The 24,788-nt window shown below is 68.8% G+C and carries 23 protein-coding genes and 5 pseudogenes; 13 read left to right on the forward strand and 15 right to left on the reverse strand.

Features of this window, described 5'->3' with window-relative positions; all coding sequences use genetic code 11:
- The first annotated feature begins 5 nt into the window (after positions 1–5).
- Positions 6–299 (forward strand): hypothetical protein, encoded by a 294-nt coding sequence (locus DK427_RS09730; RefSeq protein WP_109954086.1) that lies wholly within the window; start codon positions 6–8, stop codon positions 297–299.
- On the opposite strand, the gene DK427_RS27070 is transcribed toward DK427_RS09730, so the two are convergent.
- Positions 296–562 carry a hypothetical protein gene (locus tag DK427_RS27070; protein WP_245930865.1) on the reverse strand — a complete coding sequence of 89 codons (267 nt, stop codon included), beginning with the start codon at positions 560–562 and terminating at the stop codon, positions 296–298. The two genes, DK427_RS09730 and DK427_RS27070, sit on opposite strands and share 4 nt — an antisense overlap.
- Positions 563–601: 39 nt before the next feature.
- On the opposite strand from DK427_RS27070, the gene DK427_RS09735 reads away from it, so the two are divergent.
- The gene (locus DK427_RS09735) at positions 602–1,177 is read left to right on the forward strand and encodes a LysR substrate-binding domain-containing protein (RefSeq protein WP_245930866.1); all 576 of its coding nucleotides are present in this window, start codon (positions 602–604) and stop codon (positions 1,175–1,177) included.
- Between the two features lie 87 nt (positions 1,178–1,264).
- Here the strand turns inward: DK427_RS09735 and DK427_RS09740 are convergent, their stop codons facing one another.
- Positions 1,265–1,930, reverse strand: a complete 666-nt coding sequence (locus DK427_RS09740; RefSeq protein ID WP_245930867.1) for a LysR substrate-binding domain-containing protein — start codon at positions 1,928–1,930, stop codon at positions 1,265–1,267.
- A 148-nt stretch (positions 1,931–2,078) separates the two neighbouring features.
- Between DK427_RS09740 and DK427_RS27075 the strand changes: the two are divergent.
- Positions 2,079–2,307: pseudogene (locus tag DK427_RS27075) on the forward strand (c-type cytochrome); the annotation flags it as partial.
- On the opposite strand, the gene DK427_RS09750 reads toward DK427_RS27075, so the two are convergent.
- The 12 genes and pseudogenes from DK427_RS09750 to DK427_RS09805 all read right to left on the reverse strand — a co-directional run.
- On the reverse strand, positions 2,308–3,639 hold the full coding sequence (locus DK427_RS09750) for an LLM class flavin-dependent oxidoreductase (protein WP_109951089.1): 1,332 nt from the start codon (positions 3,637–3,639) through the stop codon (positions 2,308–2,310). It lies immediately after the preceding pseudogene.
- A gap of 62 nt (positions 3,640–3,701) precedes the next feature.
- Positions 3,702–4,589, reverse strand: coding sequence for an ABC transporter permease (locus DK427_RS09755; RefSeq protein ID WP_109951090.1), 888 nt, complete (start codon positions 4,587–4,589; stop codon positions 3,702–3,704).
- The gene (locus tag DK427_RS09760; RefSeq protein WP_245930993.1) at positions 4,586–5,374 is read right to left on the reverse strand and encodes an ABC transporter ATP-binding protein; all 789 of its coding nucleotides are present in this window, start codon (positions 5,372–5,374) and stop codon (positions 4,586–4,588) included. Before DK427_RS09760 ends, DK427_RS09755 begins: the two co-directional genes overlap by 4 nt.
- A gap of 80 nt (positions 5,375–5,454) precedes the next feature.
- Complete coding sequence (locus DK427_RS09765; protein WP_204165297.1) at positions 5,455–6,489, reverse strand: ABC transporter substrate-binding protein; 1,035 nt, start codon at positions 6,487–6,489, stop codon at positions 5,455–5,457.
- A gap of 271 nt (positions 6,490–6,760) precedes the next feature.
- Entirely contained in the window at positions 6,761–7,678 is a 918-nt protein-coding gene (locus DK427_RS09770; RefSeq protein WP_109951092.1) for a TauD/TfdA dioxygenase family protein, read from the reverse strand.
- A gap of 43 nt (positions 7,679–7,721) precedes the next feature.
- The gene (locus DK427_RS09775) at positions 7,722–8,681 is read right to left on the reverse strand and encodes a sulfonate ABC transporter substrate-binding protein (RefSeq protein WP_109951093.1); all 960 of its coding nucleotides are present in this window, start codon (positions 8,679–8,681) and stop codon (positions 7,722–7,724) included.
- Between the two features lie 309 nt (positions 8,682–8,990).
- Positions 8,991–10,366, reverse strand: a pseudogene (locus tag DK427_RS09780) (LLM class flavin-dependent oxidoreductase).
- Positions 10,363–11,427, reverse strand: a pseudogene (locus DK427_RS09785) (methionine ABC transporter ATP-binding protein). The pseudogenes DK427_RS09780 and DK427_RS09785 overlap by 4 nt, the downstream one beginning before the upstream one ends.
- Positions 11,428–11,429: 2 nt before the next feature.
- Positions 11,430–12,242 (reverse strand): annotated as a pseudogene (locus DK427_RS09790) (MetQ/NlpA family ABC transporter substrate-binding protein).
- Positions 12,243–12,333: 91 nt separating this feature from the next.
- Positions 12,334–13,083 (reverse strand): MetQ/NlpA family ABC transporter substrate-binding protein, encoded by a 750-nt coding sequence (locus DK427_RS09795; RefSeq protein ID WP_109951094.1) that lies wholly within the window; start codon positions 13,081–13,083, stop codon positions 12,334–12,336.
- Between the two features lie 474 nt (positions 13,084–13,557).
- A complete protein-coding gene (locus tag DK427_RS09800; protein ID WP_109951095.1) occupies positions 13,558–13,878 on the reverse strand; it encodes a DUF3617 domain-containing protein in 321 nt (106 codons plus the stop codon).
- A gap of 32 nt (positions 13,879–13,910) precedes the next feature.
- Positions 13,911–14,350 (reverse strand): annotated as a pseudogene (locus DK427_RS09805) (transposase); the annotation flags it as partial.
- A gap of 276 nt (positions 14,351–14,626) precedes the next feature.
- Between DK427_RS09805 and DK427_RS09810 the strand changes: the two are divergent.
- Genes DK427_RS09810 through DK427_RS09820 form a run of 3 tightly spaced genes read left to right on the forward strand, consistent with a single transcriptional unit; the run spans position 14,627 to position 17,200 of the window.
- Positions 14,627–16,045, forward strand: a complete 1,419-nt coding sequence (locus tag DK427_RS09810; RefSeq protein ID WP_109954088.1) for a cytochrome ubiquinol oxidase subunit I — start codon at positions 14,627–14,629, stop codon at positions 16,043–16,045.
- Between the two features lie 10 nt (positions 16,046–16,055).
- Positions 16,056–17,063: a cytochrome d ubiquinol oxidase subunit II gene (gene cydB, locus DK427_RS09815; protein ID WP_109951096.1), complete on the forward strand. Its 1,008-nt coding sequence runs from the start codon at positions 16,056–16,058 to the stop codon at positions 17,061–17,063.
- On the forward strand, positions 17,063–17,200 hold the full coding sequence (locus DK427_RS09820; RefSeq protein ID WP_109951097.1) for a DUF2474 family protein: 138 nt from the start codon (positions 17,063–17,065) through the stop codon (positions 17,198–17,200). The genes cydB and DK427_RS09820 overlap by 1 nt, the downstream gene beginning before the upstream one ends.
- 53 nt (positions 17,201–17,253) lie before the next feature.
- Here DK427_RS09820 and DK427_RS09825 read toward each other — a convergent pair whose 3' ends face one another.
- A complete protein-coding gene (locus DK427_RS09825; RefSeq protein ID WP_109951098.1) occupies positions 17,254–18,648 on the reverse strand; it encodes an aminotransferase-like domain-containing protein in 1,395 nt (464 codons plus the stop codon).
- A gap of 408 nt (positions 18,649–19,056) precedes the next feature.
- Between DK427_RS09825 and DK427_RS09830 the strand changes: the two genes are divergently transcribed.
- The 7 genes from DK427_RS09830 to DK427_RS09860 all read left to right on the forward strand — a co-directional run bounded on the left by DK427_RS09830 (position 19,057) and on the right by DK427_RS09860 (position 24,781).
- A complete protein-coding gene (locus DK427_RS09830; protein ID WP_012452016.1) occupies positions 19,057–19,539 on the forward strand; it encodes an MSMEG_0572/Sll0783 family nitrogen starvation response protein in 483 nt (160 codons plus the stop codon).
- 83 nt (positions 19,540–19,622) lie between these two features.
- Entirely contained in the window at positions 19,623–20,720 is a 1,098-nt protein-coding gene (locus DK427_RS09835) for a Nit6803 family nitrilase (RefSeq protein ID WP_109951099.1), read from the forward strand.
- Positions 20,674–21,774 carry an MSMEG_0568 family radical SAM protein gene (locus DK427_RS09840; protein WP_109954089.1) on the forward strand — a complete coding sequence of 367 codons (1,101 nt, stop codon included), beginning with the start codon at positions 20,674–20,676 and terminating at the stop codon, positions 21,772–21,774. The genes DK427_RS09835 and DK427_RS09840 overlap by 47 nt, the downstream gene beginning before the upstream one ends.
- Positions 21,771–22,340 (forward strand): MSMEG_0567/Sll0786 family nitrogen starvation N-acetyltransferase, encoded by a 570-nt coding sequence (locus tag DK427_RS09845; protein ID WP_109951100.1) that lies wholly within the window; start codon positions 21,771–21,773, stop codon positions 22,338–22,340. The genes DK427_RS09840 and DK427_RS09845 overlap by 4 nt, the downstream gene beginning before the upstream one ends.
- Positions 22,340–23,335, forward strand: coding sequence for a sll0787 family AIR synthase-like protein (locus DK427_RS09850; RefSeq protein ID WP_109951101.1), 996 nt, complete (start codon positions 22,340–22,342; stop codon positions 23,333–23,335). Before DK427_RS09845 ends, DK427_RS09850 begins: the two co-directional genes overlap by 1 nt.
- A complete protein-coding gene (locus DK427_RS09855; protein ID WP_109951102.1) occupies positions 23,332–24,507 on the forward strand; it encodes an MSMEG_0565 family glycosyltransferase in 1,176 nt (391 codons plus the stop codon). The genes DK427_RS09850 and DK427_RS09855 overlap by 4 nt, the downstream gene beginning before the upstream one ends.
- Positions 24,500–24,781, forward strand: coding sequence for an MSMEG_0570 family nitrogen starvation response protein (locus tag DK427_RS09860; protein ID WP_109951103.1), 282 nt, complete (start codon positions 24,500–24,502; stop codon positions 24,779–24,781). The genes DK427_RS09855 and DK427_RS09860 overlap by 8 nt, the downstream gene beginning before the upstream one ends.
- Positions 24,782–24,788: the final 7 nt, after the last annotated feature.

Genomic DNA, 24,788 nt, shown 5'->3' on the forward strand with positions numbered 1-24,788 from the left:
GGATCATGATGGCCGCGTCGCGCGGGCCGCTGGCGGCCGCTCTCCTGCTCCTGCCGGTCGCCGCCCTGGCAGCCCTGCCGCCGTCCTGGCCGCGGGTGCACGCCTTCCAGGCCGTCGTCGAGGCGGCCGCGCGCGTCCTCGGGAACCGCCCCATCGACGCGGTCGAGCGCGCGGATGGCGAGCGCTTCCTCGTGCGGGCCGGCGACTGCCGCGTCGCGGTGCGCCTCGTCGTCCGCGCCGGTGCCGAGCCCGGACCGCAGCTGTTCGACGCGATCCCGGACGCGCCGGACTGCTCCTAGAGCCGCTCCCTGCCGTGCGCCGACACCGCCGGGACGACCGGGCCGCGGCGCAGGAGGTCGCGCAGGATCGCGAGGGCGCCCAGAGCGAGGAAGGCGCCGCCGACGACGAGCACGATGGCGCCTATCCCGGACACGGCCGCGAGGAGCCCCGTCAGGCGCCGGCGCCCCATGGGCAGGTCGAAGCGGCCCTCGCCCGATGCCGGCTCCCGCGACAGCCCGCGCGACGGCCCTGGCCGTTCGCCCGCGACCGGGCGCGCCGGCATCAGACGCTGGCCCTCTCCGAGCACCCCACCCACGTCCTGTTGCCGGCGCTCGCGGAAGCGTTGGCGACGGCGGCGCCGGGAGTGGACCTACGCGTCCGAGGCTTCACGAACAGGAACGAGGCGGTCCGCCTATTGGACGAAGGCTTGGCCGATGCGGCGGTGGGCGTGTCTCCCGGCACTGAGGCCCGCATCCTGGCGCGGCCCCTGTTCCGCGAGCGCTTCGTGTGCGTCGCCAGGTCCGGCTCGCCGGCGGCCGGATGTTTCGGCGACGCGGCGGCCTTCGCCGCAGGCCGGCACGTCCTGGTTTCCCCCGAGGGCGATGGGTTCGGCGCCGTCGACGAAGCCCTTTCCGAATTGGGACTTCGCAGAAGGCTCGGGGTGGTGCTTCCCCAGATGTACGCGGCACCGGCGCTCGTGGCACGCACGGACCTCGTCGCTACGCCGATGGAGGGAGTCGTGACTGGCTCGGGCATGGCATTTCGCCTCACGGTTAGGCCCTGCCCCGTCGAACTCGAACCGGTGGAGTTCCACCTGCTTTGGCACAGGCGCTCGGACGTGCATCCGGCCCAGGCGTGGTTGCGGGATCTCCTGGTGTCGTCGGGGCCCCGCGGTTGAGGGCGGTCCGCGGTCTGGCAGGCCGGCATCCGGACGGAGCACTGCGCGGTGCCGCTCGCGTCCAACCATGCGACGGCCGGCCCCGTACTACCGGGAGCAGTAGGCCTGGAAGGCCTCGACGAGGTGGTTGAACAGGGCGTCGATGCGGGCGCTGCGCCGCACGTCCTCGTGCGCCACGATCCACGTGTCGAGGTCGTGCACCACGCGCTCCGGAAACACGCGCACGAGGTCCCGCTCGCCGACCGGCACCTGCACCACCCCGATGCCGAGGCCGGCCCTCACGGCGGCGAGTTGCGCAGGATGGCTGTCGCTGCGCAGGGCGACATGCAACGGCCCACCCGCCTCGCGGCTCAGGGCGTCCAGGATCGCGACGTAGGCCGGCATGCGGTCCGGCCCGACCATGGCGTGCCGGGTGAGGTCCGCGACGGTCTCGGGAACGCCGTTCCGGTCGAGGTAGGGCGGCGACGCGAAGAACCCGAGCGGGATGCTGCCGACGTGGCGCGCCACGAGCGAGTTCTGGCTCGGCCGTGCCATGCGCACCGCCACGTCCGCCTCCTGGCCGGGTAGGTCGGTGTTGGCGTTGGTAAGGAGCAGTTCGATCGCGAGGCGCGGGTGGCGCTCGCGGAGAGCCGCCAGCATCGGCGGCACGACTTCGATGCCGACGAAGTCCGAGACGCTGAGGCGGACCGTGCCGGCGACCTCGGACGCCGCGCCCTCGGCCTCGCGCCGGAAGGCCTCGGACGCGTAGGCCATGCGTCTGACGTGGCCGTGAGGCAGGTGCGGTTCGATCCGCCCCTACGCTTCATCGGAGAGCCAGAACAGCCGTGCCATCGCGATCCTCCTGCGCTGGAAGACCCAAACTCAGGAAGAAAACGCAAGCGACCGCAATTGGTTGTATGAGTTCCCTACCTACGCGCCGACCCGGTTCGGCTATATCCGCCGGGCGATGCCGATGAACGCCCCGCAATCGCTCAGCGACGACGACGTCTACGCGGTCTCGGGCTACGTCCTGCACCCGAACGGGCTCGCGCCCGAGGACGCCGTGTTCGATTTCCGATCGCTCTCGGCCGTCCAGATGCCGAACCCGGGACGGCTTCGTCTCGGACCCGAGGCCGGATGCGAAGCCCTGACTAGCGGTCCGTGCCGAAACCGGGCGGCGGGCGTGAGCCGAGGTGCCCGCGTAGCGTCCGACCCTCGTAATCCTCCCGGAACAGGCCACGGCGCCGCAGTTCCGGCAGGACGAGTTCGATGAAGTCGTCGAGGCCTCCGGGCAACGTCGCCGGCATGATGTTGAACCCGTCGGCACCTCCTGCCCGAAAGCGAGCTTCCATCTCATCGACGATCTGGGCGGGTGTCCCCACGATCTGCGAATGCCCGCGTGCCCCGGCGATTCGCAGATAGAGCTGGCGAAGGCTCAACCCCTCCCGGCGGGCGAGGTCGAACATCAATTGCTGACGGGATTTGGCGCCGTTGGCCTCCGGCAACTCGGGCACCGGCCCGTCCGGGTCGAAGCCGGAGAGATCGAAGCCGCCGATCATACGCTCCAGCAGCGCCAGCCCGACCACCGGATCGATCAGGTCCTGCAATTCCTCGAATTTGGCACGGGCCTCGGCCTCCGTGCGCCCGACCACCGGGAACAGCCCCGGCATCACCTTCAGGTCGTCGGGCGCGCGGCCGAAACCGGCCATGCGGGCCTTCAGATCCCCATAGAACGCCACGGCCTCGTCGAGCGTCTGGTTGGCCGTGAAGACGATCTCGGCGGTGCGGGCCGCGAGGTCCTTGCCCGGACCCGACGAGCCGGCCTGGACGAGAACCGGCTGGCCCTGCGGCGAGCGCGAGATGTTGAGGGGGCCGCGGACCTCGAAATGCTTGCCCCGGTGGTCCAGCGGCCGGAAGCCGTCCGGCTTCGAGAACTGGCCGCTCGCGCGATCGATCAGCACCGCGTCGTCGTCCCAGGTGTTCCAGAGGCCGAGCACCACGTCGGCGAATTCCTCGGCACGCTCGTAGCGGTCGGCATGCTGCGCGATCCGGTCGTTTCCGAAGTTGGCGGCCTCCGCGTCGGTTGCCGAGGTGACGAGGTTCCAGCCCGCCCGGCCGCCACTCAGATGGTCGAGCGAGGCGAAGCGGCGGGCGACGTTGTAGGGCTCGTTGAAACTCGTGGAGGTCGTGGCCACGAGGCCGATCCGGCTGGTGACGGCGGCGAGCGCCGAGAGCAGCGTCACCGGCTCGAAATGAGTGGAACGCGCCGTTCGCTCGCTGGAGCGGAGGTTGGTGTCGCGAATGCCGGTTCCGTCCTCGAGGAACACGAGGTCGAACTTGGCGGCTTCCGCCTTCTGCGCCCAGTCGACATAGCGTGAGAGGGTGATCCCGCCATCCGCCTCGCTCGACGGATGCCGCCAGCCGGCGATGTGGTGGCCCGTCGCGTAGAAGAACGCACCAAGGCTCAGGCTGCGTTGGGTCATGAACGGTCTGATCAGAATGACAGTTTGCAGAAGAGGGGCCGGGCTTGGATCGGATGCCTGAGTCAGCGGACAACGCCCCAGCGCCGCACCGTCATTCGCTCCAGGGTGGCGAACACGACGTTCTCCACGAAGAGGCCAATGAGGATCACGACGAGCAGGCCCGCGAAGACCCGGTCGGTGTAGAGCTCGTTGCGGTTCTGATAGATGTACCAGCCGAGGCCGCCCTTGCCGGAAGCCGCGCCGAATACGAGTTCGGCGGCGATCAGGGTGCGCCATGCAAAGGCCCAGCCGATCTTGAGGCCGGACAGGATCGCCGGCAGTGCCGCCGGGATCAGGATCTGCCAGACGTAGGCTAGCCCGGTCAGTCCGTAATTTCGGCCCGTCATCCGCAGGGTCTCGGGCACGCCTTGGAACCCGGCGAAGGTGTTGAGTGCCAGCGGCCAGAGGACCGCGTGGACCAGCACGAAGACGAGGCTGCCGTTGCCGAGCCCGAACCAGAGCAGCGCCAGCGGCAGCAGCGCGATGGCCGGGAGCGGATTGAACATCGCTGTCAGGGTCGAGAGCAGGTCGCGGCCGAACTGCGTCGAGACCGCAAGCGTCGTCAGCCCGAAGGCGAGGAGAGCGCCGATTGCGTAGCCCTGTGCCAGCACGGCGAGGGAAATGCGCACGCGCTCGATCAGCTCGCCGTCGGCCAGTCCCTCCGCGAGTGCGGAGAGGGTCGCGGTGAAGCTTGGCAGCAGGAGATCGTTGTCCTTGACCCGCGCCAGTCCCTCCCAGGCCGCTGCCAGGATCGCGAGGATCAGCGCCTTGCGCAGCCAGCCCTGCTGCCAGAGGCGCGCGCCGACTGGCAGGGCGCGGATGACGGGCGCCTCCACGAAGGGCGGCAGAACCTGGTCGACCTCTGGGCGGATTGGCGGCAGTGCGCGCGACGTCGTGGCGAACGCGGTCATGCGGCGCTCCCGTCAGCCTCGAACAGGCGCTCGTGGAGTCGCAGGGCGGCGGCCTGGAAGTCGCGGCTCCCGAGGCTCGTGAGATCAAAGGCGTGGCTGTTAATCTCGCTGCGCACCCGCCCCGGATGGGGCGAAAGCAGCGCCACCCGGTTCCCGACGACCAGCGCCTCCTCGATGGAGTGGGTCACGAACAGCAGGGTGAAGCGGACCTCTTCCCAGAGGGCTAGCAATTCCTCCTGCATCCGCCGCCGGGTCAGCGCGTCCAGAGCCGCAAAGGGTTCGTCCATCAGCAGCACCCGGGGCTGCATGGCGAGCGCCCGGGCGATGGCCACGCGCTGCTTCATGCCCCCCGAGAGCTGATGCGGATAGCTGTCGGCGAAGGGGGTGAGGCCGACCGTATCGATGACTTGGCGCGCCCGCTCGGCGGCCTCGCGCCGGCCGAGGCGGCGGGAGGCGCGTAAGGGGAAGGTGACGTTCTGCAGAACCGTCTTCCACGGCGGCAGCTGGTCGAACTCCTGGAACACGACGATGCGGTCCGGACCCGGGCCCCGCACCGGCACGCCGTCCAGGGTGATATCGCCCTCCACCGGCGGGATGAAACCCGCCACCGCCTTGAGCAGGGTGGACTTCCCGCAGCCCGATGGGCCGAGCAACACGAAGCGGTCCGCTTCGTACACGTCGAGGTTGATGCGATGCGTGGCGCGCACGACCCGCGCCGGAGTGCGGTATTCGAGGCTGACGCCCGAGATGCGCAGGAGTGGGTCTGGCAGGGCGGGAGCCGCCATGGCCGGGCCGCTCCAATCCGCCGTCTCCGGCTCCGGCGGCACGGCGCGGACGCTTGTTTCCGAGAGGGTCATGCGCCTGCTCAACTGCCGGTGGCAGTACGCGGACTGGCAAAGAAGTAGTCCGACAGGCTCTTCGGCTCGGTCTTGATCGCTCCGACCCGGTGCATGAACTGGCCGAGGCCGAGGGTGTTCTGCGGCTCGATCTTGAAGCTGACCTGCGGGTTCCTGATCACTTTGAGCAGTAATTCCCGGTCGAGCTTGCTGTTCGTCGCCTTGAGGTAGATGTCGGCGGCCTTCTCGGGGTTGGCCGTGACGAACTTTGCCGCCTCTTCAAGGGCCTCGACGAAGGCCGCGTAGGTCTTCGGACTTTCCGTGTAAAAGCGCTCGGTCGCGTACAGCACCGTCGAGGAGGACGGGCCGCCTTGGACATCGTAGGAGTTCAGAACGACGTGGGCGTTCGGGTTCTCGGCGAGTTCCTGATCTTGAAAGGGCGGATTGGCGAAGTGGCCGGTCACCTCAGTGCCGCCCTTGACGATCGCCGCCGTCGCCTCGGGGTGCGGGATGGCGACGGTCAGCTTGTCGAGCTTGGCGAAGTCCTTGTCGCCCCAGAGCTTGGCCGACGCCCATTGCAAGATGCGCGACTGGACCGATACGCCGACCGCCGGCACGGCAATGCGGTCGGCATCGGTGAAGTCCGCGATGGTCTTCACCCCCGGACGGTTGCTGACGAGGTAGTAGGGAAAGTTTCCAAGCGAGGCGACACCCTTCACGCCCTGCCGCCCGCGGGTGCGGTCCCACAGGGTGAAGAGCGGCCCCACGCCCGCGCCGCCGATATCGACGGCGCCGGAGAGCAGCGCATCGTTGACGGCCGAGCCGCCGGAGAGCTGAACGTACTCGACCGCAATATCGAGACCAGCTTCCTTGCCGTGCTTCTCGACGAGTTTCTGATCCTCAATGACATTGAGGAGCAGGTAGACGACGCCGAACTGCTTGGCGATGCGCAGCCGGCCCTCCACCGCCGCTGCCGGTCCGACCAGCAAGCCGGTCAGCGCGATGCCGCCGATCAGTGCGGCGACCCGCCCATACGACACGAAGTTTCGTCGCAACAGAAGCATGTCGATTTTCTCTGGCCTCGCCGTGCCGCAACAACGCATGGCGATCACAAAAGCGAGATGGAGATTTGACCTGTGAATGCTGTGCGGTCAATGAGATTAAGTATTACATTTCGCCGACAAAGAGGTATTATATTTTGCCGTGCGGACGATTTATAGACGAATTTTCGTTTTCACCATGAGCATCGAACGACAGGTCGGAGAGGACGGGCGAGCCCGCCCTGCCACGGTCGCGCGGCAGCGTCTACGCGGGGCGCTTGCGCTGGGACAGGCCTCAGGCAGCCTTGCCCGCCTGCGTCTCGCGGGCCCGGCTGCGGCGTCCGTCCGTGCTGACCGGAGCAACGCCCCGGATCGTCACTCGCCGCACCACGCGGGGCTCGTCGTCGTAATCGTCGACGGCCCGGTGTACCGTCGCCCGATTGTCCCAGATCGCCACGTCACCCTGGCGCCAGGACCAACGGACGGTGTTCTCGGGCCGCGTCGCGTGATCGTGGAAGATCGCGAGCAGGTGCTGCGAATCCGAGGTCGTCAGGCCGAGGATCCTTTGGATGAAATGCCCGACGATCAGCGAGCGCTCGCCACTTTCCGGATGGACATGAACCAATGGGTGCTCGGTCTCGTAGACGGTGCGGGTGAAGATCTCGTCGTACCGCCGCCGTCCGGCATCGGACGCGTTCACCCGTCCGCCCACGTAGTCGTAGACGTTCGAGTGCACGGCCCAGAGCCGGTCCGCGAGATCACGCAGGGCCTCCGGTAACTCGGCATAGGCCGCTTCCGTGTTGGCCCAGAGCGTATCGCCGCCATAGGCGGGAAGCGTCACCGCGCGGAGGATCGAGATCGCCGGGTAGTTCGGCACGAAGGTCACGTCGGTGTGCCAGGAGCTGGCACGCTCGCCCCGGCTGCCGTCGATGTCGAGGGTTCCCGCCGTGCCGTCGAGGGAGGGCACGGTCGGGTGCGGGATGAGATCTCCGAGAAGCCGCCCGAAGGCTTCGTGACCAGCCTCGTCCAGGGTCTGATCGCGGAAGAACACCACCTTGTGCCGGATCAGCGCCTGCCGGATCGCCGCGACCGTCGCGGCGTCGAGGTCGCCGGAGAGCGCGACGCCGCGGATCTCAGCACCGATGCGCCCGGCGACGCGGCGGATGTCCAAAGCCGGAGCGGAGGGATGGAGGGAATGGAGACCGGCACTCATCGAGAAGACTCCTCTGCGGGGAGATGGGATGACAAAAGGGCGCTCACGTCCTCGGCTGGGACCACACGATGTCCCGCACCTTGATGGGGCGAGGGATCAGGCCGAGCCGGAAGAACCGGTCGGCGGTGGTCTGCTGGGCGGTCAGGATCTCGTCCGAGAGCGGGCGGACGGCGAACTCCGTCCGGTCGGCGGCGACCTTCTGAACGGGATAGGGAACGCCGGTCACGGCCGCGAGCGATTGCGCGACCTCGTCGCGATGCGCCCGCGCCCAGCCCGCCGCCTCGGTCAGACCCGACAGAGCGCCGGCGATGAGGCTTGGATTCTTCTCGGCGAAGGTCCGGTTGGCGAGAAAGAAGGACGCGACGTCATGGGTCTGCCCGGTGGTCGCGAGCACGCGCGTCTCGCCGCGCGATTGCGCGAGGGCCAGATAGGGATCCCAGATCACCCAGGCATCGACGCTGTCGTTCGCGAAGGCAGAGCCAGCGTCGGAGGGCAGCAGGTGGGCCGGCTTAACGTCGGAGAAGCTCAGGGCCGCCTTTTCGAGGGCGGCGATGAGGAGATTGTGGCTGCTCGTCCCGCGCCCAACGGCGACGGTCTTGCCCTTCAGGTCGGCGACCGACCGGATCGGCGAATTCGCCTTGACCAGAATGGCCTCACCGTCGCGGGTCGGTGCCGCCGCGCCGACATAGACGAGGTTGCCCCCGGCCGCCTGTGAGAAGATGGGCGGGGCGTCGCCGGTATAGCCGAAATCGATTCCGCTTGCGTTCAGCGCTTCCAGCAGAGGCGGCCCGGCTTGGAACTCGACCCAGCGCACGGCAACGCCCTGCGGTGCCAGCTGCTTCTCAATCAGGCCCTGCTGACGGGCGACGACGACGAGGCCGACTTTCTGATAGCCGATCCTCAATTCCTGAGGGGCGTTCTGCGCCAGGGCGCCGGCTCCCAGAGAAAGGCCGAGTGCCAGGAATCCGAGACGGGTGGCGGCACGGCGTCTTGTCGTGGTCACGGCGAAGGCTCCTTTGGGTGAGATCGATGACGAGGGGAGCTATGCAACCGTCGGAGCTTGCCGCACCCACGCGCAACGACGGAGGCGGATAAGGCGATCGCCCCGGCAAGATCTGAAGCGGTGAGAACGGCTTATGCCGCCGGGCGGGGCATCGTTCGACGATAATCCTTTGAGGAATACGCTGGGTGAGCAGCTGCGGATATTTATGCCCCCGTTCAATCCGCCGTCAAAAGCATTAGAAACTCTAGTTTTGTTCGATGCCAAGCGAGTCTTTTATCGATCTGGCGATCCAGAGAACTTTTTCGTCCATTACACGGAAGTGGGACCGGCCGCGTGCCGAAAGGCATTGGCGGCATGGCGGGCGGGAAGGCGATTTCCCTCGCCGAAGAGCTTCCTGCGCAGGGAGCCGGGTGCATAGTCGGTCTTGTACAGGCCCCGGTACTGAAGCTCGGGGATTACGAGGTCGACGAAGTCCGAAAAGCTCTCCGGTACGACGATGCGGCTGAGGTTGAACCCATCCACCTCACCTTCCGCGACCCAGGATTGAAGCTCGTCCGCGATGGAGATGGCGTCGCCCGTGAGCACGGCGTAACGCCTGCCCAGGCCCATTTCCGCCAAGTGGTCGCGCTTGGTCAGCCCCCGCTTGGCGGCGACGGCGGTGGCCGATTGGATCGCGTTGCCCGGCGCGTAGGGGATCGCCTCGTCGAGGCCGTAACGGGCGAAGTCGATGCCCGTCGAGGCGGAGAAATGCGCGAGGCCGGCCTCGGCGCTGGCGTAGCGCATATATTCGGCGCGCTTGTCCTCGGCCTCGGCGCGGGTGCGGCCAGGGATAGCGGCATGCCGATGAAGACCTTCGAGTCCTGCGGGTCGCGCCCGGCGGCGACGGCCTCGGCGCGGATCGAGCGTGCGGCCTCGCGGGCCGACGGCTTATCCCGAACGGAGATGAAAACGCACTCGGCGTGTCGCCCGGCGAAGACCCGGCCCCGGCCGGAGGCGCCCGCCTGATAGAGCACGGGCGTCCGCTGGGGCGAAGGCTCGCAGAGGTGATAGCCGTCCAACGCCAGGAACTCGCCACGGTGGGAGATGGGGCAGATTCTGCCCGGATCGCTGAACACCCGCGCGTCGCGGTCCCGGCGCGCGGCGTCGTCGTCCCAGCTTCCCTCCCAGAGCCTGTAGAGCACCTCGAGGTACTCGTCGGCATAGTCGTAGCGCCGGTCATGGGCCGGCAGCGCCTCGCCCCGTCCGCGATGGGCGCTCTCCAGATAGCCGGTGACGATGTTCCAGCCGACCCGGCCGCCGGTAAGATGATCCAGCGTCGAGCTTCGCCGGGCGAAGGTGTAGGGCGTCTCCGCGAAGACGTTGACGGTGATGCCGAAGCCCAGATGCTCCGTCACCGCCGCCATGGCCGGGACGATGAGCGTCGGGTCGTTCACCGGCAGTTGCACGGCCTCCCGCGCCGTCACGTCAATGCCGCCGCCGTAGATGTCGTAGACGCCCAGAATGTCGGCGATGAATAGCCCGTCGAACAGGCCGCGTTCCAAGAGCTTCGCCTGGTCCGTCCAGTAGGGCAGCGTGTTGTACTCGCTGGAACGGTCGCGCGGATGGGTCCACGGGCCGTGGTTGATGTGGCCGACGCAGTTCATGTTGAACGCGTTGAGCCTGATCTGCTTGGCGGCAGAGGTCATCGTGCGCGGAGCCTCCGCACCACGGTGTCGCCCGTGAGCCCCTGGATGCGCTCGACGCCCGCCTGCAGGAGGTGCACCGGCCGGCCCGTCGCCGCGACGAGGGCCGAGAGATCGGGCGGCCTCGCACTGGAATAGGTGATCCGCAGGACGGCCTTCCTGCCCGTCACCGGGTGCGGCCTCAGGCGCGCGGCCAGATCGTCCGGCACGTCGCGGGTGAGCGGTGCGAGCAGCGCCCGTGGCGCTGGGTGCTCCGGCGCGCCGAAGACCCGCCAGACCGGCCCTGCTTCCGCGACCCTGCCGGCTTCCAGCACGACGACGTCTGTGCAGATCTCGCGGATCACGCTCATCTCGTGGGTGATGAGGATGATGGTAAGCCCCAGCCGCCGGTTGATGTCCCGCAGGAGCCCCAGGATCGAGAGGGTGGTCTCCGGGTCCAGCGCAGAGGTCGCCTCGTCGCAGAGCAGGATCTCCGGATCGCTCACCAGGGCGCGGGCGATGCCGACCCGCTGCTTCTGGCCGCCGGACAGGCGCGACGGGTAGGTCTCCGCCTTGCCCTCCAGGCCGACGAGGCGCAGCGCCTCCTCCACCCGCCGGGCGATCTCGCGCTTCTCCACGCCCGCCACCGTGTGCGGCAGGGCCACGTTCTACCGCACGGTCTTGGCCGAGAGCAGGTTGAAGTGCTGGAAGATCATGCCGATGCGGCGGCGCAGCGCCACGAGCCCGTCCGTGTCGAGAACGGCGATGGGCTCACCGTCGATGAACAAGCGGCCGGAACTCGGCTCCTCCAGCCGATTGACGGTGCGAAGCAGGGTCGATTTTCCCGCGCCCGAGCGGCCAATGATGCCGAAGACCGCGCCGGACGGGATTTCGAGACTCACGTCGTCGAGGGCCGGAATCTCGCCGCCCGCCGAGCTATAGGTCTTGGAGTTGCGATCGAATCGTACCGTTCCGCTGCCCTGAGGGTCCGCGCTCGCCCAGGTGGCGGGAGTCGCCTGTGGGCCGGCCGCGATCGACGCGACCGGAGGTGCCGCCCCGAGACTGTCCAAAGCCAAGCCGACCATCGTCAATTCTGCCGCGCGAGCAGGTAGAGCTTATCGCTGCCGGCGAAGGATTTGTGAATCTGCCGCTTAACGGCCTCGGATTTTTGGAAGATCTGGACGAATTTTCTGATCATCGGATCGTCCTTGCGCGACTCCTTGGTGACGAAGCTCACCGCGACCGGCTTATCCTCGATGCCGCAATAGATGAGCCCGCTCGTCGGGTCGAAGGTGCCGGCCGCGACGATGAAATGCGGGTAGCCTTGGGCGAGATCGACATCGCCGGTGATCCGCACGAGCTGCGGGCCCTCGACCTCGGTGAACTTCAGCTTCTTGGGGTTCTCGGTGATGTCGTCGATGGTGCCAAGGAGTCCGACGCCGTCCTTGAGCTTGATGAGCCCGGCTTTCTGCAACAGCAGCAGGCCGCGCCCCTGGTTGACCGGATCGTTGGCGATGGCCACCTTCCCGCCTACCGGGATCTGATCGAAGCTCTTATGCTTGAGGGAGAACAGCCCGATATTCTGCAGGATTCCGGCGCCGACGATGTCGAAGTGGTAGCCCTTCTGCTTGGATGCGTTCTCCATGAAAGGCCGGTGCTGGTAGAAATTCACGTCGATATCGCCGGCGTCGAGGGCGACGTTGGGCGTCGTCCAGTCGCTGAACTCGATGACCTTCACATCGATGCCCTAATCCTTGGCCTCCTTGGAGGCGGCCGTGACGGCGTCGCTGTAGGCGCCCGGGACGGTGCCGATCTTCAGGGTCTTGGCCCCGGCCGGCCCATGGGCTGCCATCGCACCTGTGCAGAGCAAGGCGATGGCGAGGGTCTTCAGGAAACGCATCGGTCGTGGGCTCCGGTCTGCCGCCGCGGCGAGGCCGGTGCAGCGTGGTCAGGTCGGAGGGAAGACGGCGGTCTCGGCCACCCGGCACCGGTCAGGTCGCGCGGACGGGGATCACCGAGCCGCGGTAGCGGGTGCGGATGAAGGCGGCGACCTCGGCCGAGGTCAGCAGCGAGGCGAGTCGCAACACGCGAGGGTCCTTGGCTAAGCCCTCCGTCGTGACGAGAACATTCGCATACGGATTGCCATCGGCCCTTTCGAGGGCCAGCGCGTCCCGCGCGGGTTCCAACCCGCCTTCCAGCGCGTAATTGCCGTTGATCACTGCGAGCACGACGTCGTCGAGGGAGCGCGGCAATTGCGGGGGCGCGATCTCGACGAAGCGAAAGCTCCTTGGGTTCTCGACGACGTCGTCCAGGGTGAGGTTGACACCGGGCTCCGCAGAACGCAGCCGGATCAGCCCGTTGGCTTGCAACAGCAATAGGCCGCGGCTCGTATTTGAGACGCTGTTCGAGAGAGAGACGATCCCGCCGGCCGGCACGTCCGCCAGCGATTTGACCCGCCGGCTGTACAAGCCCAGTGGCTCGATATGCACCGCCGCGACCACGGCGAAGCGCATTCCCATCGCGGCCTCTTCCGATCGGAGGAAGGGCACATGCTGGAAGAAGTTCGCGTCGGCGTCCCGGTCCCGCAGCAGGGCATTGGGACGAAGGTCGCCCGAAATCTCGATGATCTTCAGCGGCAGTTCGGGACCAAGCTTCTCGGTCACGAATTCCAGGATTTCCGCATGTGGGACCGAGGACGCCACGACCCGCAGTGGCGTCGACGCGGCTCGAGCCGATCCCATGCTCAAGGCCAGGGCGCCGGACAGGAAGACGCGACGGGTCGATATAGGCACGGCGCTGGCTTTTCAGAGTGATCTCAATGATTAGTGGTCGTCTTTGTACCCAAAATTACTGAGGAGCATCAAGAGTACGGGTTGCCGAACTTTCGGCCAGACGAAGGCGATCGTTCCCGTTGACCGCCATTTGACGGCGACGATTTTCTTCCGCCAGAGGGTGCTCACGCCGCTAAAGGCCAGGTCCGCTCTTGGCACGAACGGTGCGTATCGACGCATGACCAGGATGGGTGCGAAGAAGGTCCGGTTTCGGGCAACGAACTGATGTCTGCTCATGGCGCACAGCTGAACAAGTTGAGCGCAAACTCCTGGTGCCTTCCAGACGTTCAACGCTGCCCTTTCCAAGGTCCGCTTCGCCGCAGCTAGAGAAAACCATACCCGCAACGCCGCCCCGTCGTGTCGGTCGGGAAAGAGAGGGCGGGGTCACAGCACCGGCATCTTGTTGACGTCGCAGGTCCCGGTCCGGCGTCCGGACTGCACCTCCGTCATGGTCATGTTCTTGCCGCCCATCTGCATGGCGATGCGGCCGCGGAATGAGGTCGGCGCCAGCAGGTAGCGCGCGCTCGCGTGGGCCGAGTTCTTGCCCTCGCAAGCGATGTCGAAGGTGAGTTCGCTTCCGTCCTGGCGGACGTTCGAGACGGGACAACGGGCCAGCGGGTTGTTGTCGCTCAGGACCGTGATGCCGTGGTTGTTGCCCTTGGTCTCCGATGTCAGGCAGAGCCGGACCACCTTCTTGCCGGTCATGTCATCCAGATGGGGCAGTTCGAGCTTCAGCCAATGACGGCGTGGGTCAGCTCATCTTCGTCGGCCAGCAGGGTTGGCACATAGCGCTGCGTGCCCCAGTGCTGGCCGACGATCCGGCAGGCGTGACGTTCCGAGAGGCCATACTTCTCCCGGATGCCGGCCACCGCCTGCCGGCGTCGCTCGGGGGCGAACCAAGGTTCCCGAAGCGACGTCCGCCAGCACTGCTTCTCCAGGGATAGATCGGCCACGAGGCGGCGCAACCGAGCATTCTCGCGCTCAAGATCCTTCATCTTCCTGGCCTGATCGACCTGGAGGCCGCCGTACACCTTGCGCCAGGGGTAATAGCTCTGCGCAGAGATCTCTGCCTCCTGAGCGGAGCCAAAGCCAAACTCTTGCCCTGTGCTGTCTGCACCTCGATCTGGCGCAGCTTCAGCACGACCTGCTCCGCGCGCGTCTTCTGTCCTCGCCGCATGTCCGACGCCTTCGGTCCTGGCTGATCCTCTCAATCAGCCCGGTCCAAAACCAGCCGGTCAGGTCAAGTTTGTGCCCATGGCGTCAGCAGGCCGCTCGGATGTCACAGCCCCTTCGAACTCGGCCATGTGTGGGAGGACGTGGAACCCGCCAGACAATCTGTAAGAGCGCGCCTCGAAGTTCGCTCGCCCCTGGTCTGGGGCGAGATCTTGCTGAAGGCTTAATGAACCGCAACGCCATTCCTTGGCTTTACCAAGATGCACAACAGGTGACCGCCATGCTCGCGAACGTTGACGCCCTGCTGCTCGCGAGATGGCAGTTCGGGTTCACGGTGGCCTTCCACATCGTGTTCCCGGCCTTCTCCATCGGCCTCGCCAGCTACCTGGCGGTGCTGGAGGGTCTGTGGCTGGCGACCGACCGGCAGGTGTTCATCGACCTGTTCCGGTACTGGATCAAGATCTTCGCCATCGGCTTCGCCATGGGCGTCGTGTCGGGCCTCGTCATGTCCTACCAATTCGGCACGAACTGGTCGGTCTACGCCGACAAGACGGGTCCCGTGCTCGGCCCGTTGATGGCCTACGAGGTGCTCACGGCCTTCTTCCTGGAGGCGGGCTTCCTGGGGGTGATGCTGTTCGGCATGCGAAAGGTCGGGCCGCGCCTGCACTTCCTCGCCACCCTGATGGTGGCCATCGGCACCTTCTTCTCGGCGTTCTGGATCCTGTCCGTGAACTCCTGGATGCAGACGCCGCAGGGGCACACGGTCAACGCGGCCGGCCAATTCGTGCCGGCCGACTGGTGGGCCATCATCTTCAACCCATCCTTCCCCTTCCGCCTCGTCCACATGGTCCTGGCCGCCTACCTGACCACCGCGCTCGTTGTGGGCGCGGTCGGCGCCTGGCACCTGCTGCGCGACCGCACCAACGAGGGCGCGCGGACGATGTTCTCGATGGCGATGTGGATGATCGCCGTCGTGGCGCCGATTCAGATCCTGGCCGGCGACGCCCACGGCCTGAACACGCTGGAGCACCAGCCGACCAAGGTCATGGCCATGGAGGGCCACTTCCAGAGCCACCCGGACGGCGCGCCGCTGATCCTGTTCGGCCTGCCCGACCAGGAGGCCGCCACGGTCCGCTACGCGATCGAGGTGCCGAAACTGTCCTCGCTGATCCTGAAGCACGGCCTCGACGAGCCCCTGAAGGGACTCGACACCGTGCCGCGGGAGAACTGGCCGCCGGTGCCCGTGGTGTTCTGGTCCTTCCGGGTGATGGTAGGGCTCGGCCTGCTGATGCTCTTGCTGGGCTGCCTCAGCCTGCTCGCCCGCTACAGGGGCGGGCTTTACCAGTGGGCGGGATTGCACCGCTTCGCCCTCGCCATGGGGCCCGCCGGCTTCGTCGCCGTCCTGGCCGGCTGGATCACCACGGAGGTCGGACGCCAGCCCTTCACCGTCTACGGGATCCTGCGCACGGCGGAATCGGCCTCGCCGCTTCACGCACCCGCCGTCGCCTCGTCGCTCATCGCTTTCGTGCTGATCTACTTCGCTGTCTTCGGGATGGGCATCCTCTACATCCTGCACCTGATGGCGAAGTCCCCGACGCGGGGCGAGCACGGGATCGAGCCCGGCGCGCCGATCCGCACCGCTGGCATCACGCCCGCGCCGTCGGTCGATCTCGGCCGCAGCCCGCAACCGGCAGAGTAGGGAGCCCGTCATGCTCGACCACATCGACCTGACGGTCGTCTGGGCGCTCATCATCGCCTTCGCGGTCTTCGCCTACATCGTGATGGACGGCTTCGACCTCGGCATCGGCATCCTGTTCCCGGCCTTCCGGCCGGGGCACGAGCGCGATACCGCGATGAACTCCATCGCGCCGGTCTGGGACGGGAACGAGACGTGGCTGGTGCTCGGCGGCGGCGGCCTGTTCGCGGTCTTCCCGCTGGCCTACGCGGTCATCATGCCGGCCCTCTACGCACCGATCATCGCGATGCTGCTCGGGCTGATCTTCCGCGGCGTCGCCTTCGAGTTCCGCTGGCGCGACCCGCGCCACCGGGCGCTCTGGGACGTCGCCTTCACCGGGGGCTCGGTCGTGGCGGCCCTCGCCCAGGGCATCACGCTCGGTGCCCTGCTGCAGGGCATCAAGGTCGAGGGCCGCGCCTACGCGGGCGGCTGGTGGGACTGGTTCACGCCCTTCAGCCTGCTGGTCGGTCTCGGCACCGTCTGCGGCTACGCCCTGCTCGGTGCCACGTGGCTGGTGATGCGGACGGAGGGGAGCCTGCAGGAGCGGGCACGCACCTTCGCACTCCGGCTCGGTGCGGCCACGGTCGGGGTGATCGCCGCGGTCAGCGCGGCGACGCCCTTCCTGGAGGGCAAGTACTGGGAGCGCTGGTTCTCGATGCCGGGCGTGCTGCTCACCGCCCAGGTGCCGCTCCTCGTCGCGGTAGCGTCGTTCCTGTTCTTCCGCCTGCTGCGCGGCGGGGCGGAGAGAGCACCGTTCCTGCTGGCGCTCGGCCTGTTCCTGCTGTCCTTCGTCGGGCTCGGGATCAGCATCTTCCCCGACGTCGTGCCGGGCCGGATCACGATCTGGGAGGCGGCGGCCCCGCCGTCGAGCCAGATCTTCCTGCTCGTGGGTGCGTCCGTCCTGATCCCGGTCATTCTGGCCTACACGGCCTACGCGTACTGGGTCTTCCGCGGGAAGGTCGACTCGGCGGGGTATCACTGATGGGCCCCGCCTCCGCCTCCCGGCACACCGCTCCCCTGTGGCGCCGCCTCGTGTGGTTCGCCGCCCTGTGGGCCGGCAGCGTCCTCTCGCTCGGGATCGTCGCCGGCATCCTGAGGACTTGGCTGAAGGCCGGTTGACGCCCCGTCCTCTGGCCGCGTCGAGGCGGGCCGCCCTGTGATGGCCGCTCGTCTCAGATGTAGGTCGAGGCGAGGGCCGGCGACCCTTCGAGGGCGTGGGCGAGCACGTCCAGGCCGTGCGCGATCTGCTGCCGGGTCGAGGGACCGCCGAGGCAGAGGCGCGCGGCCTCGGGCGGGGTCCCGGCCACGCAGAAGGGATCGCTGCCGACGACGCCGAGCCCGGCCGCCCGCCCCTGGCTGGCGAAGGCCGAGCGCGTCCAGCCCTCGGGCAGCGTGATCCAGACGTGGAAGCCGTTGGGGTCGGCGGTGTAGGTCCCGGCCGGGAGCCGCGAGGCTACGATGCGCTGGCGCGCGGCCGATTCCTCGCGAACGCACTGCACGACGGCGTCCGCGGTGCCGTCCATGATCCAGCGTGTCGCCAGGGCGGTCGAGATCGGCGAGGCCATCACGGTCGCGGCGCGAAGCGCACCCGCCAGCGGCAGGGCCGACCGGGCGCTCGGGGCGACCAGGAAGGCGAGGCGAAGCCCGGCGCCCAGGCATTTCGCCAGCCCTGCCACGTAGTAGGTGATCTCGGGCGCGAGTTCGGCGAAGCTCGGCGGGGGAGCCGGGCAGATATGTGCGTAGGCGTCGTCCTCGATGATGGCGACGGCGTAGCGCCGCGCCACCGCGATCACGGCCTCCCGCCGCGCCCGGGGCAGGGTCGCGGTGGTTGGGTTCTGCAGCAGCGGGTTCAGGTAGATCGCCTTCGGCGCGATCCGGGTGCAGGCCGCCGCGAAGGCGTCGGGATCGACCCCGTGCCGGTCCATGGGCAGGTCGACGAGGCGCAGCCCGAGATGCGCCGCGAGCGCGCGGATGCCCGGATAGGTGATGTGCTCGGCGCAGATGGTGTCGCCCGGCCGGGCGACCTGGCCCAGCACGCTGGACAGGGCGCTGTGCGCGCCGGGGCAGATCAGCAGCCGTTCCCGCGTCGTCTCGACCCCGCGGCCCGCGAGCCAGCGCAAAGCCGCCTCCTTGTCCGCGTCGGTCCCGCCGAAGCCCTGGTAGCGCAGCAGGTTGGCGAGGTCGCCGGAGAGGTCGGCGAACGCGGCCTGCATGCGCGCCCGCAGGGCCGGCACGTCGGGCTCGGGCGGCAGGTTCATGGTGAAGTCGACCGGCCCGACCCGTGGCGCGCCGGTGGAGCCGCTCGGACGGGTGGAGAGGGCCGGATCGACCACGAAGGTGCCCTGGCCGACGCGCCCCTCGATCAGGCCGCGCTTCTGCGCCTCGACATAGCCGCGGGACACGGTCGTGAAGTTCAGGTCGAGCGCCTCGGCCAGCGCCCGCTGGGTCGGCAGGCGCGTCCCGGGCGTCAACCGCGCCGTGCGGATGTCGTCCGCCAGGGCCTCCGCGATCGCCAGGTAGTGCGGCTTGCCCCACCGCTTCAGGTCCGGCGTCCAACCTACGATCATGCCATCCGGAGGGCTCGCCGACCCTCCAAGCCTCGTCGTCCTCATGCGCTCCGTGCCTGCACCATCGACATACGATCAATGTCGGATTGTATGGCTAGCAAGCGTCGTACCGCGAAGAAAAGTTCCGAAGTCTGTACGATATATCCATACAATACAGACAATCATCGACCCCCGGTCGTGCATCTGACGATTAATATCTGTGCACGATATGCTGTCAAAAAGATCCTCGTTGCAGCGGACCCCCAGCACCGACGATCCAATAATTGATCGCATACATGTATGTATTTCTCTCCGCAGCATTGACCGGCACATTGATCGCCGTGCCTCTGGCACACCGCTTGCCATCCTCGGCGTGAGACCGCCCGCAGCTCCGCCTGTCGCGGTCCCATCCTTCGAGGAGCGAGAGCCATGCCTGCCGTGAACCGCGAACCCCACAAGAAGGGCGACTTCCTGGTCGACTACGAGGAGAAGGTCTTCGAGGACGTGAAGGCGGAGCCGGGGCAGAAGGCTCTCGTCACCTTCCACACCGTCGCTTTCGAGGGCTCGATCGGCCTCGTGAACCTGCTCCAGGCCACCCGCCTGCAGCGCAAGGGCTTCGACACCTCGATCCTGCTCTACGGCCCGGGCATCACGCTCGGCGTCCAGCGCGGCTTCCCGCGGCTCGGCGATGAGGCGTTCCCGGGCCACCTCAACTTCAACAACCAGCTCGAGAAGTTCATGGCCGAGGGCGGCAAGGTCTATGCCTGCCGCTTCTCGACCCAGGCGCTCTACGGGCACGGCGAGGCGGCCTTCATTGAGGGGATCCGCATGATCAACCCCCTCGACGTGCTCGACTGCATCCTCCTGCACAAGCGCGACAACGCGGTGATCATCGACACCTGGACCGTCTGAGCGGGCCCTCGGGTCCGTCGACCGAGAGGTCGCATCCGGCGGCCGCGCGCGACGCGGCCGCCGTCACAGCCGGAGGCTCATTCATGTCAGAGAACCGGATCGTGCGGGCCGCCGCCGTCCAGATCGCGCCGAATCTCGACCGGCCGGACGGCACCCTGGAGCGCGTGCTCAACGCCATCGACGAGGCCGCCGCCAAGGGCGCGCGCTTCATGGTCTTCCCCGAGACCTTCCTGCCCTACTACCCCTACTTCTCCTTCGTGCTACCGCCCGCGCTCCAGGGCGCGGAGCACCTCAAGCTCTACGAGCGGGCCGTGGCGGTGCCCGGCCCGGTGACGCAGGCGGTCGCGGCCGCCGCGCGCCGCCACGGCGCGGTGGTGGTGCTCGGCGTGAACGAGCGCGACCACGGCTCGCTCTACAACACGCAGCTCATCTTCGATGCGGACGGCAGCCTGAAGCTGAAGCGCCGCAAGATCACGCCCACCTACCACGAGCGCATGATCTGGGGTCAGGGCGACGGCGCCGGCCTCGACGTCGTGGAGACGGCCGTCGGGCGCGTGGGGGCGCTCGCCTGCTGGGAGCATTACAACCCGCTCGCCCGCTACGCCCTCATGGCGCGCCACGAGGAGATCCACGCGGCACAGTTCCCGGGCTCGCTCGTCGGCCAGATCTTCGCCGACCAGATGGAGGTGACGATCCGCCACCACGCGCTGGAGGCGGCCTGCTTCGTGGTCAACGCCACCGGCTGGCTGACCGACCAGCAGGTGGCGCAGGTCTGCCCGGACGAGCGCCTGCGCGGGGCCTGCCGCGGCGGCAACTGCACCGCCATCGTCTCGCCCGAGGGCAAGCACCTCGCCGAGCCGCTGAGGGAGGGCGAGGGCATCCTCGTCGCCGACATGGACCTCGCGCTGGTGACCAAGCGCAAGCGGATGATGGATTCCGTCGGCCACTACGCGCGGCCCGAATTGCTCAGCCTCCTCCACGACGACCGTCCGGCCTCGTTCGTGCACCGGCCGACCCGTTCTCAGCCCGAAGCCCAGCCCGAAGCCCAGCCCGTTTCCCGGAGCCTCGACCATGAGCAGCAGCCCGCTGACGAGCCCGCCCTCGCTCCCGCCGGTCGCGGCAGGCCTGGTCGGGATGCCGACGGAGCGCCTGATCAACGCGTTGCAATCCTACGGCGTTAGGCTCGCCGATGCCCGCGCCGGGGCGCCCAGCCGCCGCGGCGGGGCGGGCCCCTCCGACCACAAGGCCATGACCATCGCGGGCCGCACCGTGATGGTGCCGGTCCACACCGAGGCGGCCTTCGACTCGCCCTTCCTGGTGCGCCGCCCGGACGCCGACGGGGTCTCGCTGATCGAGCACGCGGGCACGGTGATCGGCCGCGTTACCTTCCCGGGCCGCCCACGCTTCTACGCGCTCTCGACCCTCGACGGCGTGCCCTACTCGAAGATCGCGGTGCTGCACGGGCGCGACGTGCTCGCGACCACCGTGCTGCAGACCTGCATCCGCTACCAGAGCCGCACCAAGACCTGCCAGTTCTGCTCCATCGGCCAGTCCCTCGCCGCCGGCCGCACGGTCGCCCACAAGACGCCCGCGCAGCTGGCCGAGGTCGCCCGCGCGGCGGTGCTCCTCGACGGCGTCAAGCACATGGTGATGACCACCGGCACGCCGAACGCCACCGACCGGGGCGCCGCCGTGCTCTGCGAGAGCGCCTTCGCGGTGAAGGCGGCGGTCGATCTGCCGATCCAGGCGCAGTGCGAGCCACCCAACGACGACCGTTGGTTCGAGCGGATGAAGGCCTCCGGCATCGATGCGCTGGGCATGCACCTGGAGGCCGTCACCCCGGAGGTCCGCGCCCGCATCATGCCCGGCAAGGCGAGCGTGCCGCTGGAGCGGTACTACGCGGCGTTCGAGGCGGCCGTGCCGGTCTTCGGGCGTGGCCAGGTCTCGACCTACATCCTGGCGGGGCTCGGCGACGCGCCGGAGTCCATCCTGGCGATGGCCGAGCGCCTCGTCGGGATGGGCGTCTATCCCTTCGTGGTGCCCTTCGTGCCGATCTCGGGCACGCCGCTGGAGAGCCACCCGGCGCCTTCGCCCGACTTCATGCACGCCATCCTCGGGCCGCTGGCCGTCATGCTGGCCGGCGCGGCCTTGCGCTCGACCGACATCAAGGCCGGCTGCGCGCGCTGCGGCGCCTGCTCGGCGCTCTCCACCTACGAGCGCGCGGGGGCGGCATGATCATCGAACCCGTCCCGCCGTTCCGGCCGAGCCATTTCCGCGTGAAGTTCGCGGTGGAGTCCTGGGAGCTGCGCGCCTGCGCGGCGCTGCGCCGCCAGGTCTTCTGCACCGAGCAGGGCATCTTCGAAGGTGACGATTGCGACGCGATCGACGCGCACGCCATCCCGATCTGTGCCCTATCGACGCTTGGGGGCGAGGCCGACGCCGTCGTCGGCACGGTGCGCATCCACGAGGTGGCGGAGCGGCCCGGCGAGTGGTGGGGCTCCCGGCTCGCCGTCGCCAGGGCCTTCCGCGGCACGGCCGCGCTCGGGGCCGGGCTGATCCAGGTCGCGGTCTCCTCGGCCCATGCGCGCGGCTGCACGCGCTTCCTCGCCCACGTGCAGGAGCGCAACGTGCCGCTGTTCCAGGCCCTGCACTGGACGAACCTCGACGCGGTGGAACTGCACGGGCACCCGCACCACCGGATGCAGGCGTGCCTCGCCGCCTACCCGCCGATGCACGACCCGGAGCGCGGGCTCGTGACCCTCGCCAAGCCCCTCATCCCAACACTCGCCAAGGCCGCGTGATGACGGCCGCCTTCGACATCCAGGCCCTGGCCCGTCAGATCCGGGACGCGCGGGGCCTGCGCCACAAGCGCGACATCGACGCGGTGGTGGCCCGGCTCGGGCTCGGCAGCCGGCACGCAGCGGTGCCGGTCGGCGACGATTGCGCCGCCATTCCCGACGGCGACGGCCACCTGCTCTTCGCCATCGAGGGCTTCCTCGACAGCTTCGTCGCCGCCGACCCGTACTTCGCGGGCTATTGCGGCATCATGGTCAACCTCAGCGACGTGGCCGCGATGGGCGGTCGCCCGCTCGCCGTCGTCGATGCGCTCTGGAGCCGGGACGCCGCAGCCGCGGACCCGATCCTGGCGGGCCTGGCCGACGCGGCCGCGCTCTACGGCGTCCCGGTCGTCGGCGGGCACACCAACACCCGCGCGGAGGCCGGCAACCTCGCGGTCGCGGTGCTCGGGCGGGCGGGAAAACGCCTCCTGACGAGCTTCGACGCGGCCGTGGGCGACGACCTCGTCGCCGCCATCGACCTGCGCGGACGCTTCCGCGAGCCGCACCCGTACTGGGACGCCTCGACCGGCGCCCCCGGCGAGCGCCTGCGCGGCGATCTCGCGCTGCTGCCGGGCCTTGCCGAGGACGGGCTGGCCGATGCCGCCAAGGACATCAGCATGGCGGGCGTCGTCGGCACGGCCTTGATGCTGCTCGAATGCTCGAATGTCGGAGGCGTCATAGACCTCGACGCGATCCCGCGGCCCGAGCACGTTCCCCTCGCGCGTTGGCTGACGGCTTTTCCGAGCTTCGGCTACCTCCTGAGCGTGCGCCCGGACCGCACGCCGGCCGTCACCGCGCGCTTCGCGGAGCGCGGCATCGCGGCCGTCGGGATCGGCCGCCTCGACGCGAGCCGGGTCGCGCGGGTGCGCGACGGCGCGGGCGCCGAGGCCGTGGCCTGGGACTTCGCGGCCGGCCCCCTCATCGGCTGCGGCCGGGACGGATCGGGGGCAGCGCCATGACGCCCTTGCGCATCGCGATCCTAACCCATTCCACCAACCCGCGCGGCGGCGTCGCCCACTGCCTCGCCCTGGCCGAGGCGCTCTGCACCCTCGGCCACGAGGCGGTGGTCCACGCGCCCGACCCGACCGGCCGCGGCTTCTTCCGGGACGCTGCCTGCCCCACCGAGTCTGTGGGCGCCAAGCCGCCCGGCGGCACGACCGCCGAACTCGTACGGGCCCGCATCAACGACTACCTGCGCCATTTCGCGACGCCGGCGGCCTGCGACTTCGACGTCTTCCACGCTCATGACGGGATCGGCGGCAACGCGCTCGCGACCCTGAAGCACCGGCGCCTGATCCCGGGCTTCGTGCGCACGGTCCATCACGTCGACAGCTTCGCCGACCCGCTGCTCGCGGAGTGGCAGGACCGTTCGATCCGCGAGGCGGCGCGCCTCGTCTGCGTCAGCCGAAGCTGGGCCGACTGGATCAGGGGCGACCTCGGCGCCGAGGCTGTCGTCGTCGGGAACGGGGTGGATCTCTCGGTCTATCGACCCGCGCCGACGCAGGCGGACGCGGCCGTGCGGGCGCGCTGGGCCCTCGGCCCTGGGCCGGTGGTCCTCAGCGTCGGCGGCTTCGAGGAGCGCAAGAACACGCTGCGCATCATCGAGGCCTTCGCCCGCCTGCGCGCGCGCCACCCGGACGCGCAGCTCGTGATCGCGGGCGGCGCCTCGCTCCTCGATCACGCCGCCTACCGCGCCCGCTGCCAGGCGGCCCTGGCGTCCGCGGGGCTGAAGATCGGCCCGGGTTCGGCCGTGATCGAGACGGGCCCCGTCCCGCAGGCCGAGATGCCGGCGCTCTACCGCGCCGCGGACGTTCTCGCCTTCCCGTCCTGGAAGGAGGGCTTCGGCCTCTGCGTGCTGGAGGCGATGGCCTGCGGCACGCCCGTCATCGTGTCCCGGCAGCCGCCCTTCACCGAGTACCTGGCGCCGACCGACGCCCTCTTCGTCGATCCGGCCGATTCCGCGGCCATCGCCGACGCGGTGACCGCGGCCCTGGTCTCGCAGAACCGCGAGCGGCTGCGGATCGCGGGCCTCGCGCGGGCCGCCGCCCATTCCTGGCGCGCCTGCGCGGAGCGCCACCGCGAGACCTACGCGGCCTGCGCCCGCACCCTTCAGGAGCCGATCCATGCCTGAGATGCGCTTCCACGTCCGCTGGCCGGACGGCCGTCGCGAGGCCTGCTACTCGCCCTCCCTGGTCGTGAAGGACTTCCTCACGCCGGGCGAGAGCTACGCCCTCGACGACTTCGTCGAGAAGTCCCGCACGGCCCTCACCATCGCGAGCGAGCGGGTGTGCGAGAAGTACGGCTTCGCCTGCTCGTCCGCCCTGGACCAACTCGCCCGGATCGAGACCGCGGCCGCGCGGCTGCCCCCCGGCGGCCGGGTCACCGTCGAGGCCTTCGAGCCCTGAGCCAGAG

This window comes from Methylobacterium radiodurans (assembly GCF_003173735.1).
Classification (GTDB): Bacteria; Pseudomonadota; Alphaproteobacteria; order Rhizobiales; family Beijerinckiaceae; genus Methylobacterium; species Methylobacterium radiodurans.

Coding starts and splice junctions, on each gene's coding strand:
- DK427_RS09755 (WP_109951090.1), bottom strand. CDS start 4,589: ATGACCGCGTTCGCCACGACGTCGCGCGCACTGCCGCCAATCCGCCCA.
- DK427_RS09765 (WP_204165297.1), bottom strand. CDS start 6,489: ATGCTTCTGTTGCGACGAAACTTCGTGTCGTATGGGCGGGTCGCCGCA.
- cydB (WP_109951096.1), top strand. CDS start 16,056: ATGCTCGACCACATCGACCTGACGGTCGTCTGGGCGCTCATCATCGCC.
- DK427_RS09810 (WP_109954088.1), top strand. CDS start 14,627: ATGCTCGCGAACGTTGACGCCCTGCTGCTCGCGAGATGGCAGTTCGGG.
- DK427_RS09850 (WP_109951101.1), top strand. CDS start 22,340: ATGACGGCCGCCTTCGACATCCAGGCCCTGGCCCGTCAGATCCGGGAC.
- DK427_RS09740 (WP_245930867.1), bottom strand. CDS start 1,930: ATGGCCTACGCGTCCGAGGCCTTCCGGCGCGAGGCCGAGGGCGCGGCG.
- DK427_RS27070 (WP_245930865.1), bottom strand. CDS start 562: ATGCCGGCGCGCCCGGTCGCGGGCGAACGGCCAGGGCCGTCGCGCGGG.
- DK427_RS09845 (WP_109951100.1), top strand. CDS start 21,771: ATGATCATCGAACCCGTCCCGCCGTTCCGGCCGAGCCATTTCCGCGTG.
- DK427_RS09795 (WP_109951094.1), bottom strand. CDS start 13,083: ATGGGATCGGCTCGAGCCGCGTCGACGCCACTGCGGGTCGTGGCGTCC.
- DK427_RS09760 (WP_245930993.1), bottom strand. CDS start 5,374: ATGGCGGCTCCCGCCCTGCCAGACCCACTCCTGCGCATCTCGGGCGTC.
- DK427_RS09730 (WP_109954086.1), top strand. CDS start 6: ATGATGGCCGCGTCGCGCGGGCCGCTGGCGGCCGCTCTCCTGCTCCTG.
- DK427_RS09750 (WP_109951089.1), bottom strand. CDS start 3,639: ATGACCCAACGCAGCCTGAGCCTTGGTGCGTTCTTCTACGCGACGGGC.
- DK427_RS09835 (WP_109951099.1), top strand. CDS start 19,623: ATGTCAGAGAACCGGATCGTGCGGGCCGCCGCCGTCCAGATCGCGCCG.
- DK427_RS09855 (WP_109951102.1), top strand. CDS start 23,332: ATGACGCCCTTGCGCATCGCGATCCTAACCCATTCCACCAACCCGCGC.
- DK427_RS09830 (WP_012452016.1), top strand. CDS start 19,057: ATGCCTGCCGTGAACCGCGAACCCCACAAGAAGGGCGACTTCCTGGTC.
- DK427_RS09825 (WP_109951098.1), bottom strand. CDS start 18,648: ATGATCGTAGGTTGGACGCCGGACCTGAAGCGGTGGGGCAAGCCGCAC.
- DK427_RS09840 (WP_109954089.1), top strand. CDS start 20,674: ATGCCGACGGAGCGCCTGATCAACGCGTTGCAATCCTACGGCGTTAGG.
- DK427_RS09820 (WP_109951097.1), top strand. CDS start 17,063: ATGGGCCCCGCCTCCGCCTCCCGGCACACCGCTCCCCTGTGGCGCCGC.
- DK427_RS09860 (WP_109951103.1), top strand. CDS start 24,500: ATGCCTGAGATGCGCTTCCACGTCCGCTGGCCGGACGGCCGTCGCGAG.
- DK427_RS09770 (WP_109951092.1), bottom strand. CDS start 7,678: ATGAGTGCCGGTCTCCATTCCCTCCATCCCTCCGCTCCGGCTTTGGAC.
- DK427_RS09800 (WP_109951095.1), bottom strand. CDS start 13,878: ATGACCGGCAAGAAGGTGGTCCGGCTCTGCCTGACATCGGAGACCAAG.